General features: G+C 61.9%; 15 protein-coding genes. 6 read left to right on the top strand and 9 right to left on the bottom strand.

Going from position 1 to position 12,538, the window contains the following annotated elements; translation table 11 throughout:
* Window positions 1–58 precede the first annotated feature (58 nt).
* Window positions 59–565, top strand: coding sequence for a ComEA family DNA-binding protein (locus K3175_RS03475; protein WP_221541951.1), 507 nt, complete (start codon window positions 59–61; stop codon window positions 563–565).
* On the opposite strand, the gene K3175_RS03480 is transcribed toward K3175_RS03475, so the two are convergent.
* Window positions 550–1,122, bottom strand: a complete 573-nt coding sequence (locus K3175_RS03480; RefSeq protein ID WP_247710636.1) for a protein-methionine-sulfoxide reductase heme-binding subunit MsrQ — start codon at window positions 1,120–1,122, stop codon at window positions 550–552. The genes K3175_RS03475 and K3175_RS03480 overlap by 16 nt on opposite strands.
* A 13-nt stretch (window positions 1,123–1,135) precedes the next feature.
* Complete coding sequence (soxR, locus tag K3175_RS03485) at window positions 1,136–1,612, bottom strand: redox-sensitive transcriptional activator SoxR (protein WP_221541953.1); 477 nt, start codon at window positions 1,610–1,612, stop codon at window positions 1,136–1,138.
* Between the two features lie 127 nt (window positions 1,613–1,739).
* On the opposite strand from soxR, the gene K3175_RS03490 reads away from it, so the two are divergent.
* Window positions 1,740–2,111: a VOC family protein gene (locus K3175_RS03490; protein WP_221541954.1), complete on the top strand. Its 372-nt coding sequence runs from the start codon at window positions 1,740–1,742 to the stop codon at window positions 2,109–2,111.
* Between the two features lie 59 nt (window positions 2,112–2,170).
* Here K3175_RS03490 and K3175_RS03495 read toward each other — a convergent pair whose 3' ends face one another.
* Genes K3175_RS03495 through ubiA form a run of 3 tightly spaced genes read right to left on the bottom strand, consistent with a single transcriptional unit; the run spans window position 2,171 to window position 4,162 of the window.
* A complete protein-coding gene (locus tag K3175_RS03495; protein WP_221541955.1) occupies window positions 2,171–2,623 on the bottom strand; it encodes a tRNA (cytidine(34)-2'-O)-methyltransferase in 453 nt (150 codons plus the stop codon).
* 1 nt (window position 2,624) lies between these two features.
* Window positions 2,625–3,245, bottom strand: coding sequence for an SOS response-associated peptidase (locus tag K3175_RS03500; protein ID WP_221541956.1), 621 nt, complete (start codon window positions 3,243–3,245; stop codon window positions 2,625–2,627).
* A complete protein-coding gene (gene ubiA, locus K3175_RS03505) occupies window positions 3,245–4,162 on the bottom strand; it encodes a 4-hydroxybenzoate octaprenyltransferase (protein ID WP_221541957.1) in 918 nt (305 codons plus the stop codon). The genes K3175_RS03500 and ubiA overlap by 1 nt, the downstream gene beginning before the upstream one ends.
* A gap of 130 nt (window positions 4,163–4,292) precedes the next feature.
* On the opposite strand from ubiA, the gene K3175_RS03510 reads away from it, so the two are divergent.
* Genes K3175_RS03510 through K3175_RS03520 form a run of 3 tightly spaced genes read left to right on the top strand, consistent with a single transcriptional unit; the run spans window position 4,293 to window position 6,786 of the window.
* Entirely contained in the window at window positions 4,293–5,048 is a 756-nt protein-coding gene (locus K3175_RS03510; protein WP_221541958.1) for a 16S rRNA (uracil(1498)-N(3))-methyltransferase, read from the top strand.
* Between the two features lie 41 nt (window positions 5,049–5,089).
* A complete protein-coding gene (locus tag K3175_RS03515) occupies window positions 5,090–6,460 on the top strand; it encodes a glutamate--cysteine ligase (RefSeq protein WP_221541959.1) in 1,371 nt (456 codons plus the stop codon).
* Window positions 6,461–6,483: 23 nt separating this feature from the next.
* Complete coding sequence (locus K3175_RS03520; RefSeq protein WP_221541960.1) at window positions 6,484–6,786, top strand: putative quinol monooxygenase; 303 nt, start codon at window positions 6,484–6,486, stop codon at window positions 6,784–6,786.
* A gap of 18 nt (window positions 6,787–6,804) precedes the next feature.
* Here the strand turns inward: K3175_RS03520 and K3175_RS03525 are convergent, their stop codons facing one another.
* From K3175_RS03525 to K3175_RS03540, 4 genes are all read right to left on the bottom strand, one after another.
* Window positions 6,805–8,157: an outer membrane protein assembly factor BamB family protein gene (locus K3175_RS03525; RefSeq protein WP_247710637.1), complete on the bottom strand. Its 1,353-nt coding sequence runs from the start codon at window positions 8,155–8,157 to the stop codon at window positions 6,805–6,807.
* Window positions 8,158–8,174: 17 nt separating this feature from the next.
* Window positions 8,175–8,948, bottom strand: coding sequence for a tetratricopeptide repeat protein (locus K3175_RS03530; protein ID WP_221541961.1), 774 nt, complete (start codon window positions 8,946–8,948; stop codon window positions 8,175–8,177).
* Between the two features lie 136 nt (window positions 8,949–9,084).
* Window positions 9,085–10,188 (bottom strand): glycosyltransferase family 4 protein, encoded by a 1,104-nt coding sequence (locus tag K3175_RS03535; protein WP_221541962.1) that lies wholly within the window; start codon window positions 10,186–10,188, stop codon window positions 9,085–9,087.
* Window positions 10,185–11,054, bottom strand: a complete 870-nt coding sequence (locus tag K3175_RS03540; protein WP_221541963.1) for an alpha/beta fold hydrolase — start codon at window positions 11,052–11,054, stop codon at window positions 10,185–10,187. The genes K3175_RS03535 and K3175_RS03540 overlap by 4 nt, the downstream gene beginning before the upstream one ends.
* 79 nt (window positions 11,055–11,133) lie before the next feature.
* On the opposite strand from K3175_RS03540, the gene K3175_RS03545 reads away from it, so the two are divergent.
* The gene (locus K3175_RS03545) at window positions 11,134–12,537 is read left to right on the top strand and encodes a protein adenylyltransferase SelO family protein (RefSeq protein WP_221541964.1); all 1,404 of its coding nucleotides are present in this window, start codon (window positions 11,134–11,136) and stop codon (window positions 12,535–12,537) included.
* Window position 12,538: the final 1 nt, after the last annotated feature.

Raw genomic sequence — 12,538 nt, forward strand, 5'->3', positions numbered from 1 at the left:
CCCTTTCAATACGCCTTGAACCTGCTAATGCGAGCCCTTCGCAATAAGAGGAATGACAATGCGTAAACTGACTTTCACCGTCCTTGCCGGTTCGGCGCTGGCCCTTGCGGCATGTTCGGGCGCGAATGACGAAGCGACCGACGAAACCGCGACCGCTGAAGCACCTGCTGCCGACACGGCGGAAACCACCGCCGCAACCACGGTGATGGATGCCAACACCGTTACCGAAGAGCAGCTTGCCGCAATGGACGGCGTGACCCCCGAGCTCGCCGCAGCCATCGTGGCCGGCCAGCCCTATGAAAACGTCACCGCGTTCAACACCGTCCTCATGGAAACGCTTGGCGAAGATCAGGCTGCGACACTGCGCGAAACGCTGTTCGTTCCGGTCAATCTCAACACCGGCAGCGAAGAAGACATCAAGCTTATCCCCGGCATGACCGAGAAGATGGAGCATGAGTTCATGGAATATCGACCCTATGAAGACATGAACGAATTCAACCGCGAAATCGGCAAATATGTCGACGAAGCGGAAGTTGCCCGTTTCCGCAACTACGTCACTCTCTGACGTAGCTGCAACAGCACTCTGAGACCCTCGATCGCGGCCAGGATACCCACGTGGATCCAGGCCGTGGTCGGGTCGAATGCCGACCAGACCCAATGCAGGAAGGTCAGCACGGCAGCAGGATAGACCAGCCGGTGCAAGGTCTTCCACCTGCGTTTCAGCGCCCTCATCGAGGCATCGTTCGAAGTCAGCGCCAGCGGTAGAAACAGCGCGAAGGCGAGCCAGCCCACCACGATGAACCGCTGATCCAGTTCGGCCAGAACCAGTTCTGCCGAACCCTTCTTCCAGAGATAGATCACGGTATGCATCAGCGCATAGCCGAAGCTTGCCACGCCCAGATCGCGGCGGCGTTTCATCAGCCACTGCGCCCATTTGCGCTTGCGGAAAAGCAGGCGAACCGGAGTAACCGCCAAGGTCACCAGCAGCAGCCATGCGGCCCAGTCGCCCGTATCGCCGATCGCATGGCCATAGCCATAAGCATCGGGCGTGAAGACCCAGCGCCACACGATCCACAGCCCCGGCAGGGCGAGGACGAACCAGAGAAACGGGCGGGATTTCAATGCTGACGTCAATTCACTTCCGATCATGCGATAAGTCGGCCGCTATGCTGGCAGGTCGCAAGACCCGCGGCCCGCTGCCCGTCTTTCCCCATTCGTCCTGCGGATTGTAGAGCGCGCATTTTTTCAGCGACAGGCAGCCGCAGCCGATACAACCGTCCAGATCCTCCCGCATTTTCTCGAGCGAAGCGATCCGCGCATCGATCCGGCGGCGGATCTCTCCGCTGATGTTTTTCCAGTCGGCTGCATTGGGCGTGCGCCCCTGCGGCAGCGCGGCCAGGGATTCCTCGATTTCACCGAGCGACAGGCCGAGTTGCTGGGCGATTAGGATAAAGCTCAAGCGCCGGATGTCGCTCCGCAGAAAGCGGCGCTGATTACCGCGCGTACGCAGCGCTTCGACAAGCCCCTTTTCCTCGTAATATCTAATCGCAGACACAGAGAGCCCGGTGCGGCGGGCGAGTTCGCCAATGGGCAGAAGGTCGTTCGCTTTCATCAATCACGCTGATAGATTCATTCATGCTTGACCTCAAGTGAGCTTGAGGTTGCATAGAGTTGTGCATCGCTTTCGTCGCAGCCTCTTTACTCGGAAGGGGCACGGCGCAAATCAAAGGAGATGCACAATGCCTACCGGACGCCTCGAACATGCCAATATCTCGGTAACCGATCCCGAACGCAGCGCCGCTTTGTTGATGGATATGCTCGGCTGGAAGGAGCGGTGGCGCGGTCCTTCCATGAAATACGGCCGTTCGGTCCATGTCGGGGCAGAACATGACTACATTGCGCTATATACTGGCGATCACGTTTCGGGAGGGTACACCAAAGGCAACCCGCTCAACCACCTGGCTTTCACCGTATCCGATCTCGATGCCGCGGAAGCCATAGTCAAACGGCATGGTCTCGAACCATTCGGCCACGATGATTACGAGCCGGGCAGGCGGTTCTATTTCTTCGATTGGGACGGCATTGAATTCGAGGTGGTCAGCTATGAATGACATCGTCCTGCGCTGCCCCTTGTTTGCGGCTTCTTCCGCCAAAAAGCCTCAGCGAAATGCTAGGCCGGAAGGGTCCCGGTCTGCCGCAAGGCCTCGGTCAGGGCGATTGCCGCGCTCGTCGCGAGATTGAGCGAGCGCACCTGCGGCCGCATCGGGAGGCGCACACTCGCGTCGACCGATGCGCGCACATCGTCGGTGACCCCGGCGCTTTCCTTGCCGAAAAGCAAGATGTCATCCGCCCGATAATCGAAAGCATAGGACGATTGCGTGGCGCGCGTGGTGAAAAGCACGAGGCGGCTAGCCTGCCGGGCCTCTCTAAACGCCTCGAAGGATGAATGTCGGACCACTTCCACGTGGTCGATATAATCCATCGCGGCGCGGCGCACCCGTTTGTCGTCCCACGGAAAGCCGAGCGGCTCGATCAGGTCGATGCCCGCGCCCATGCACGCACCAAGGCGCATGACGGCACCGACATTGCCCGCGATTTCCGGTTCGAAAAGGGCAATCCGCATGTCAGAGCAATCCCATCTGGCCCCGGCCGGACCATGGCTCAGGCGTTCGATCCAGCGCAAGCTCGCCTTCCCATGGCCGGCACAGGGCATGGGCCTCGTCCGGCGTACCCCCGGTCCAGTGCCCGTGGTCCGCCCTCTGCAGCAATATGGGCATGCGGGTGTGGCATTGTGCCGCCACGCCGCAGGCATCGGTCATCACCATGGAATAGCACTTTCCCCATTCATCGGTATCTCGCCAGATGCCCGCAACCGCAAACAGCTCAGCATCCGGGCGGCTGAGCCAGCTACGCGTCTTGCCACCGCTCGGCCCTTCGGCTTCCGCCCATGCGGTTACCGGGATCAGGCAGCGACGCTGCTCGAAACTGGCGCGCCAGAAAGCGCTGTCGAGCTTGTCGGTCCGCGCATTGTTGACCGGCTTGGGCTTCAGTGGTTGACCGCTCTTGCCCTTCAGCACCAGCGGGAAACCCCAGCTCATCTGCATCAGCCGGCCATCGGCAACCACTGCCCCCGGATAGCCGGGAAAGACTTCATCAGCGGTGTTTGCGCCGCCAAGGTCGTTTACAGCATCGAACCAGGCGGCGACCTCGTTCTTGTTCTTGGTCATGCGGTAGAGATTGCACATCAGGCATTTCCCACCACGAAGCAGGCGGCGGCGACCAGGGCACCCGTCCACCGGTTGGAGCGAAAGCGTTCTAGCGGATTGGCCGGATCGCCGCTATCTAGCGTCGCGACCTGCCACGCCAGATGGCCAGCCGCCGGGATGAGCGCGAGCAGCGCCACCCAGTCCGCGCGGTAGAGCCAGAAGGCCAGTGCCCACAGCGCCACTGCGCCCGTATAGAAGAGAGCGACCCCGCCCCTCACATGGCCGCCCAATCTCAACGCGGAAGAGCGGATGCCCACAAGCGCATCGTCCTCGCGGTCCTGCAGGGCGTAGATAGTATCGTAACCGATCACCCACAGGGCCGCGCCAGCATACATGGCCGCAAGCGCATCGAGATTATCCGTGCGCAGCTGGGTCCAGCCGACCAGCAGTCCCCAGGTGAACACAAGCCCGAGCCAGGCTTGCGGCCACCAGGTAATCCGCTTCATGAAGGGATAGGCGGCCACAAGCAGGAGGCTCGCCAGCGCAACCATTTGCGCTTCGAACCGCAATTGCAGCAGTACGATCAGCCCCACGAAACTCAGGGCGAGAAGCCATCCCCATGCCAGTTTTTTCGATACCCGTCCGCTGGCCACCGGTCGGCTGGCGGTACGCGCGACCTGACGGTCGAGCTTGGCATCGACGATGTCGTTATAGACGCAGCCCGCTCCGCGCATGGCGATGCTGCCCAACAGCATCCAGCCGAGCAACGCCAGTTGCCACCCGGCCCCGGCAAGCCAGACACCCCAGACGCAGGGCCAGAACAGCAGCCACCAGCCGATCGGGCGATCGAAGCGCGCCAGCTGGGCAAGATCGCGCGGGCGCTGCGGCAGGCGGGCCGTCAGCCCGCGATGCTCGGTGTCGGGGACGATATCGTTCGGAGCGGCGGGTTCGGACATCGCACGGCTCCTAGCGCTCCCGCCCCGCCCCGTCATCCCCGCTTCGGTGATGCAGGTTAGCTCTGGCTACCGTATCGAAGGCAGCATTCACGCTTTCGCGCCTATGCCCATGTCGGCTAGGAGCGCCGTCATGTCTGCAACACCCGCCTGGCCGCCCAAGAGTGCCCCCCGCCTGTTCGTCGATGAAACCCTCTCTGACGCGAGCGAAATCCGGGTCGAGGGAAATCAGGCGCATTATCTGGGCAAGGTGATGCGGATCGCACCGGGCGACACGGTGATCCTGTGCGACAACCGGACCGGCGAATGGGCCGCCGAGGTGATCGACGCAGGCAAACGTCACGTTACGCTGGCCCCGCGGGAGAAGCTGCGCGCGCGCGAGGAAGTGCCCGATTTCTGGCTCTGCGCTGCCTTGCTCAAGAAGGACCGGTTCGACCTGGTTCTGGAGAAGGCGACCGAACTCGGCGTCGCGCGCATCCAGCCGGTTGTCACCAGTCGCTGCGTGGCCGACAAGCTCAATCCCGAACGGGCGAACACGATCGTCACCGAAGCAGCCGAACAATGCGCCCGCACCGCCCTGCCGGACGTTACCGAGCCGAAGAAGCTCGACGCGCTGCTGCGCGACTGGCCGCAGGACCGCATCCTGTTTTTCGCCGATGAGGAAGGCGGCGAAGCGGCCGCAGACGCATTCTGCTATGCCGATGGACCTGCCGCCCTGCTGACCGGGCCGGAAGGAGGCTTCACCGATCAGGAACGCGCGGCGATCCGCGCCCATCCGTCGGCCCGCACAATCAGCTTGGGGCCCCGCATCCTGCGCGGGGAAACGGCTGCGCTGGCCGGAATAGCCGTATGGATGGCCGAAGCGGGGGACTGGATCGGGGAGGAATAAATTGCTTTCCTCGCAAGGTCGGCTTGCCTAACGCGAGCGCTATGAGCACGCGCGACACCTCTGCCAAGGACGATCCGATAATCGAAAGCCGCGACCAGCTGGTTGCGCCGATGCGAGGGGGCGAAAAGCCGAAAGAGGCATGGCGAATCGGAACCGAGCACGAGAAGCTGGTCTTTCACCGGAGTGACCACCGCGCCCCGTCCTATGACGAACCCGGCGGCATCCGCGACATCCTGATGAGCCTGCAGCAATTCGGCTGGGAGCCGGTCGAAGAAGGCGGTAAGGTCATCGCCATGCGCGGCGACGATGGCACGGTCAGCCTCGAACCCGCCGGCCAGCTTGAGCTTTCGGGCGCGCCGCTGGAAAACCTGCACCAGACATGCGCCGAGACCGGGCGGCATCTCGACCAAGTCAAGAAGGTGGGCGAGAACTGCCAGGTCGGCTTTCTCGGGCTTGGCATGTGGCCCGACAAGACCCGTGAAGAATTGCCGATGATGCCCAAGGGGCGCTACGACATAATGAAGCGGCACATGCCGCGCGTCGGCAGCCTCGGGCTCGACATGATGCTGCGTACCTGCACCATTCAAGTCAATCTCGACTATTCGAGCGAGGCGGACATGGTGCAGAAATTTCGCACCGGCCTCGCCCTCCAACCGCTGGCAACAGCGCTGTTTGCCAATTCCCCCTTCACCGAGGGCAAGCCGAACGGATACCTTTCCTATCGCAGCCATATCTGGTCGGACACCGATCCGCACCGCACGGGCATGCTGCCATTCGTGTTCGAAGATGGCTTCGGCTACGAACGCTGGGCCGATTATATGCTCGATGTGCCCATGTATTTCGTCTTCCGGGACGGCAAATATATCGACGCGGCAGGCCTCAGCTTCCGCGATTTTCTGGACGGCAAGCTCGAAGTCCTGCCGGGCGAGAAACCCACGCAAAGCGACTGGTGGGACCATCTTTCGACCGCGTTCCCGGAAGTTCGCCTGAAAAGCTTCCTCGAAATGCGCGGTGCCGATGGCGGCCCGTGGAGCCGGATCTGTGCCCTGCCCGCGTTCTGGGTCGGGCTGCTATACGATCAAACCGCGCTCGATGCGGCATGGGATCTGGTCAAGGACTGGACGATGGAAGAGCGTGAGACGCTCCGCAACGCCGTCCCCCAGGAAGCGCTGGACGCGGCCATACCGGGCGGCGGCAAGCTGCGCGATCTCGCGAAAGAAGTCCTCGCGATCGCCCGGTCAGGCCTTGCTGCCCGCGCGCGCCTGAATTCTTCGGGAGACAACGAGACCGGCTTCCTCGAAACGCTCGACGAGATCGTGGCGACCGGGAAGGTTCCTGCGCAGGTGCTGCTCGACCGCTATAACGGCGAGTGGAACGGCGACATCAGCCGCGTCTATAAATACAGCTTCTAACCAACCAATAGGGACTACGCGGTATGATCCAGATCAACGGTACCATCCAACTGGGCCGCACACTCGATGCAGCGATGCAGAAGGCGCTGGTCGATATGGTCCGCGCCAGCCGGGCAGAAGATGGCTGCCTCGATTACGCTTTCGCGCGCGATCTCGCCGATCCCGACAGGCTGATCCTGTTCGAACGCTGGCGCGATCAGGCCGCCCTCGATGCACATGGCCGCTCGGCTCACATGGCGGAGTTTCAGGAATTCATGGCGGCCAATCCGCCATTATCCCGCGATTTCAGAGTATATGAAACCGACGAGGGCCAGCCCCTCGGCTGACCCCGCTCGGCCTCAGTCCTATCTGAAAGCGGTAATGCGGCCGCTGTCGTCCAGAACGTACAGCGTGCCGTTGGCCACAACCGGGGGCAAACTGATCGGCTCACCCAGTTCGCGGTAAAGCGAAGCAGAGCCTTCACCGGTGCTGACCGTCCAGATTTCACCGTCCGAATTGACCGCCCACAGATTGCCACCTGCGAGAACCGGTCCCTGCCAGAAGATCGGATTCTTCTTCTTTTCCTCGTTTTCGAAACGGGCAAGCTGGGTCAGCCAGCGCACCTTGCCGGTGCTGCGGGCGATTGCCATCATACGCGCATCATCGGTGAGAGCGAAAATCCAGTCACCGGCAATCGCGGGCGTGCTGATACCGGCTACGTTGAGTTCCCACAGGCGCTGGCCGGTGACCAGCTCGTAGGCCGCCATACGGCCGCCCTGGCCCAGTGCGAAGACCTGACCATTGTCGATGATCGGATCGGCGTCGATATCGGACAAGGCGCCGACCTGCGTCGAAATCGACGTACGCGCCAGGGCATCGGCCCACAGGCTGCGGCCGTTTTCATAGCGATAAGCCACGAGTTCGCCCGAAGTGTAACCGCTGACCACCGTACCGTTACCGGCTGCCGGCGCGGCGACACCGAATACGCCTGCCATGGTAGTGGAGCCGGACTCCTGCCACGCCAGCTTGCCGTCGGCCGCATTGAGCGCGAACAATTGATTGTCCTGGCTCATCACGAAGATATTTCCGAAAGCGACGGTCGGCGATCCGCGCAAAGGGCCGCCGGGCTTCACTTTCCAGAGCTGCGCGCCATTACTGGCGTCGAGCGCAAAAACATTGCCGGCGCCATCGGTGCCATAGATCTTGCCGTTGTCGAAGCTCACGCCGCCGCCGAACGCCGAGGGGCGCATATCATCGGTAAGATCGGCCTGATAGCTCCACACTCTGGCACCGGTCTGCGCATCGAACGCCGTGACCTGACCGTCGGTGCCTACAGCGAACAGCTTGCCGCCGCCGACAACGGGCGCAGCGCCAAGACGGCGCTTGTTGCTGGAGCCTGCGATCTGCGCCGTGAAAGCCTGCGTAGGCGTCGCTGAGAGAGCCAGGTGGCCGTAACTCTTGCTGGCGGTGCCACCTGCTTGGCCCCATGCGGCATTGGTCTGCGCTGCGGGCAGCACCACAGCAGTTCCAGCCAGTGCCGGATCCACCTTGGCACCGCTTTCGATACGCGACAGGATCGGCTGGCGTTCACCAAGCGTCGGTGTGGTCTTCTTGCCGTCACCGCCGCCGAACAGGCCGCCGCTGCAAGCCGCCAGGGCGAGCGTGCCAGCTGATAGAAGCGCGCTGCGCAAAATGGTCTTGGTCATGGTCTGGCTCATCAAATTTCCGTTTCGTGTCACTCGCCGCTGGGCGAGGGATCGTTAACCCGCTGTGTATCGAGCAGGTCCTGAACATCGTCGACCGCATCCACACCCAGGATACCGGCCATGTTCAACATGCGGGCACGTGCCGATTCGGGTGTATTCTCGTCACGCGAGATTTGCGCGAAAAGGGCGCCCGCCTCGCTCCGCTTGTTCTGCGCAAGATAGGCGTGGGCCAGCAATTCACCGGCGCTGGCAAAGAAAGGCTCGCCCGGGACCGCAAGCGGCTTCATCGCCGCGATAACGTCTTCAGGCTTCATGGTGTCGAAGAGGGTCGCGGTGCGCCGCACGGTCGCAAGATCGCGGAGCGCCTGCGGAGCGGATTCGTTGCCGGCCACTTCTGCGAACAGCTTCCCGGCCTTGGCAGTATCGCCCTGCTCAGCCGCGATCCCGGCCGAAAGCATCTTTGCGCTTACTGCGGGAGTTCCGGACCCTTCGAAGCCGTCCAAACGGCCGGCGGTGGCTTCGATGTTTCCGGCATCCAGCTGATCCATCACGGTGACGAGCTGTTCGCTGGACCGTTCGATCTCGGCTTCCTGCTGGTTATGCCAGTAAAGATACCCGCCAAAGGCAGCGAGGCCGAGGACGACAACTGCAAGAAGAGCCTTGCCATAAGTGCCCATGAAGCTTTCGAGATCGCCTTGGCGGACGGCATCGTCCACCTCGCGCATCAGAGCTTCCTGTTCGGCCGCATCGGCTTTCGCCCGTTTCTCTTCGCGGCTCAGTTCGGTCTTGGGTGTGCGTGCCACTGCGGCGCGGTCTCCGGTCCTTGAAATTCGGTTGCGCGGGTCTTTAGGCACCCCGCCGCGAATGAGCAATGCCTAGGGCAAATCACGCCCCTGCCTGTCCCCGCCCGCGTGAACCCGACATGAAAGGCAAAGCTGGCTAGAACTCTCGTTTCATCGCGCTGGCGTAGAGACGGCGGAAGGCGGCGGTGGTTTTTGCTTTGTCCAGCTCTTGCACCGCTCGCAGACGGTTCGCCTCGCCGATTGCGCTTCGCCGATGCTTGTCCTCGGCAAAGCTGCGCAAATTGGCTGCCAACGTGCTTTGAGCCGCTTTATCGAACAGCCATTCGCGATTGGCTTCCGCAAGAAGATGCTCCGCTTCCCCGTCACGCACCGCCAACACCGGCACGCCCGCTGCCATGGCTTCGGCCATATGAAGAGGAAACACCCGGGCAGGCTCGGTCTGCACGAAGATATCGAAAAGACCGACGACCCTGCTCGTTTCGCGAGGTATTCCCAGAAAATAGACCCGATCGACCAGTTCCAGTCGGTCGATCTCCGTATCGACCGCATTGGTACGGATATCTTCACCCAGAATGATCAGCTGCCATTCTGGCGCCATCTCGGCGAATGCGCGCAAGAGCATCGTCAGGCCCTCTGCGTCCGTGTCCTCGGGCCATGCTCCGACCCACATCTCGCCGGCATGCTTGATCAGCCGGAAACCGTCGCGCTTGGGCTTTTTGGCGAAAGCCTTGGTATCGATGCCCGGGCTGATCCGTTTCACCCGGCCAATCGGCTGCTGCCAGTCGACCAGCGCGGCTTCTTCCAGCCGTTCACCCGGCACGACGATACCCGCCGATTTGCCAAGCGCAATGCGCCGATACCACGTCAGCTTCATGCTGCGCTTCGCATCTGGCTCATCCTCATGATGAATGAGTGCGGGAAGGTTCATCACATCCTTGAACATGGTGTGCGCCATGGCGACATCGAGCGCGTCCGGTCCATGGGTCAAAACCAGGTCGAAGGGGGTCATCGCCCGCGCCAGTTTCTGCATGCGCCCTGGCAGTTTCATGCCGTTGAGAGCAGGGAAGTCATTCGCGGGCTTGATGTAGGAGCTCGCCCGCAAGCCTTCCGGCAAGGCCCCGTCGGGAGTGACAAGCGTATGGCGCAGCTTCCCGCCGAATGCGCCGATCAATTCGACCGAATGGGCGTTGGGGAGGACGTGAAGTAGATGGGGCGGCAACTCGCCTGTCGGAGCGCTCATCCGACGCTGGCGAGCAGCGCATCAATCGCGCTACGCACTTCAGGTTCATCGAGAGTAGGGGCGTGGCCGGCATCGGGCACGATCACCGTATCGGCATCGGGTGCGCGGCGCTGCATCTCGGACAGAGTATCCGTACTCAGCAAGGTGGATAATGCGCCGCGAACCAGAACCAGCGGCTTGTCGGCCAGCGCTTCGAACCCTGGCCACAGATCGGGTGGCACGGCATTCTGGCCCGCATCGTTGAAGGGATCTGCGATCTTCATGTCGTAATCGAACGCGATGCGGCCGTTGTTGCACAAGGTCATGGTTCTTTTCGCCATGCCCAGCCAGTCGTTCGTATCGAAAGATGGGTGCGATCCCCCATGCACTTCCTCCAGGCTCCGGGCCGCGTGCATCCAGGTCGGGAAGCTGCCTCCCTTGCCCAGATAGGTCCGGATACCTTCCATACCCTGCGCATCGACTACCGGGCCGATATCGTTGAGCACCGCACCGGCAATTTTTTCGGGCGCGAACTGGGCCATCAACATGGTCATGATCCCGCCCATCGAAGTCCCGATGGAAATGAATTTGCCCACTTCCTCCTGCGCCAGAAGTGCCGTGACATCCGAGATGTAGTTGGTCACCGCATAGGTTGCGCTATCCTCGGCATAGGCGCTCTGTCCGCGGCCGCGCATGTCAGGCACGATCACCCGGTGTCCTTTGGCCGCGATATGCGGCGCGAGGCTTTCGAAATCGCGGCTGTTTCGGGTGAGCCCATGCAGACAGAGGACTGCGGTCTTGCCAGTATCGCCCGCGGGATAGTCACGGAAGTACAGCTCCAGCCCATCGGGGCTCCGCCAGCTGCGTTCGCTATAATCGCTTTCCATGAGCGCTCCGGTAGCGCGGCTTTGCGCAAATTTCGAGAGACGACTTGCATGGAGCCTGTCCGATGCCCATCCCAGTGACATGCCCAGCGCACCCGGCCCAGCCCCCTATCGCCCCGAAACACCCATTTCCCCCCTCGCCGAATGGCTCGCGGATGAAGTCGCCCCGGCTGCGTTCCCAGAGACGATCCTGCGGTTTCGCAACGACCGCTGGGCGCAGGCGGTCGGATTGGACCAGCTTTCGGAAAAGGACTGGCTGGGGCACTTCGGGAAGTTTCAGCCACTGGCGGAAAACCTGGCTACGCCCCTCGCCCTGCGCTACCACGGCCACCAGTTTCGCGTGTACAACCCTGATCTTGGCGACGGACGCGGCTTTCTGTTCGCTCAGATGCGCGATGGAGAGGGCCGTCTGCTCGATCTTGGCACCAAGGGCTCGGGACAGACGCCGTGGAGCCGCGCCGGTGACGGACGATTGACACTGAAAGGCGGCGTGCGGGAAATTCTGGCAACCGAAATGCTGGAAGCGCTCGGCGTCAACACCTCGAAAACTTTAAGCATCGTCGAAACCGGCGAAGAGCTGGTGCGCGGAGACGAGCCTTCGCCCACCCGTTCGGCCGTCATGACAAGGCTAAGTCACGGCCATATCCGCATCGGCACTTTCCAGCGCTTGCTCACACTCGAGGACAGCGAGAACATGAAAGCGCTGGTGGATTACTGCCTCACAGAGTTTCCAGGCCCGCCGCCGCCTTCTGAAGCACCGGGAAGCGAGCAGCCTGCCGTGCAGCTGATGCATTTGGTAGTCGAACGCCTCGCCGACCTTGCTGCCAGTTGGATGGTCGCCGGATTTGTTCACGGCGTCCTCAATACCGACAACATGAATATTTCCGGCGAAAGTTTCGACTACGGGCCCTGGCGCTTCCTGCCCAAATGGGATCCCAAATTCACCGCCGCCTATTTCGATCACGGCGGCCTTTACGCATTTGGCCGCCAGCCCGAAGCGCTGCACTGGAATTGCGGCCAGCTTGCCATTGCGCTGCGCCTGATTGCAGACGCGCCGCCACTGATTGCTGCAATGGAGCGGTTTGGTCCGCTCTACATGGCTGCAGTCGGCAAACGCTGGTGCTGGCGTCTTGGCGTCGAAAGCCGCGGCGCGGAAGAAGACGGCAGACTGGTAGGAGCCTGCGAAGCGAAATTGTCGGCAAGTGGCGACCAACCGGACGCGTTTTTCCATCGCCATCGCGGTGGCCGCAACGCTGAGGGAGAGCTTGGTGAAATTCTGTCACGCTATCGCGCGGTAGAAGTAGAAAACGATCACCCTTACTGGTCGGAAAGCACAGCCGAAAGCATGCTGATCGAAGAGGTCGAGGCAATCTGGTCTGCCATAGATCAGCGCGACGATTGGCAGCCGCTGCACGATAAGGTGGACCACATTCGCAGGATGGGAGATGCGCATGGTCCTGCTCCGGAACCGGCAGGAAATGGCTAGC

Source organism: Qipengyuania aestuarii (assembly GCF_019711535.1).
GTDB classification, from domain to species: Bacteria; Pseudomonadota; Alphaproteobacteria; order Sphingomonadales; family Sphingomonadaceae; genus Qipengyuania; species Qipengyuania aestuarii.

What these genes read in the sequence shown, in the direction of transcription:
- K3175_RS03495 (WP_221541955.1), bottom strand. Translation starts at nt 2,623, where the DNA reads ATGCGGATTGCCCTTTTCGAACCGGAAATCGCGGGCAATGTCGGTGCC.
- K3175_RS03540 (WP_221541963.1), bottom strand. Translation starts at nt 11,054, where the DNA reads ATGGAAAGCGATTATAGCGAACGCAGCTGGCGGAGCCCCGATGGGCTG.
- K3175_RS03525 (WP_247710637.1), bottom strand. Translation starts at nt 8,157, where the DNA reads ATGAGCCAGACCATGACCAAGACCATTTTGCGCAGCGCGCTTCTATCA.
- K3175_RS03520 (WP_221541960.1), top strand. Translation starts at nt 6,484, where the DNA reads ATGATCCAGATCAACGGTACCATCCAACTGGGCCGCACACTCGATGCA.
- K3175_RS03490 (WP_221541954.1), top strand. Translation starts at nt 1,740, where the DNA reads ATGCCTACCGGACGCCTCGAACATGCCAATATCTCGGTAACCGATCCC.
- ubiA (WP_221541957.1), bottom strand. Translation starts at nt 4,162, where the DNA reads ATGTCCGAACCCGCCGCTCCGAACGATATCGTCCCCGACACCGAGCAT.
- K3175_RS03535 (WP_221541962.1), bottom strand. Translation starts at nt 10,188, where the DNA reads ATGAGCGCTCCGACAGGCGAGTTGCCGCCCCATCTACTTCACGTCCTC.
- K3175_RS03510 (WP_221541958.1), top strand. Translation starts at nt 4,293, where the DNA reads ATGTCTGCAACACCCGCCTGGCCGCCCAAGAGTGCCCCCCGCCTGTTC.
- K3175_RS03500 (WP_221541956.1), bottom strand. Translation starts at nt 3,245, where the DNA reads ATGTGCAATCTCTACCGCATGACCAAGAACAAGAACGAGGTCGCCGCC.
- K3175_RS03475 (WP_221541951.1), top strand. Translation starts at nt 59, where the DNA reads ATGCGTAAACTGACTTTCACCGTCCTTGCCGGTTCGGCGCTGGCCCTT.
- soxR (WP_221541953.1), bottom strand. Translation starts at nt 1,612, where the DNA reads ATGAAAGCGAACGACCTTCTGCCCATTGGCGAACTCGCCCGCCGCACC.
- K3175_RS03545 (WP_221541964.1), top strand. Translation starts at nt 11,134, where the DNA reads ATGCCCAGCGCACCCGGCCCAGCCCCCTATCGCCCCGAAACACCCATT.
- K3175_RS03515 (WP_221541959.1), top strand. Translation starts at nt 5,090, where the DNA reads ATGAGCACGCGCGACACCTCTGCCAAGGACGATCCGATAATCGAAAGC.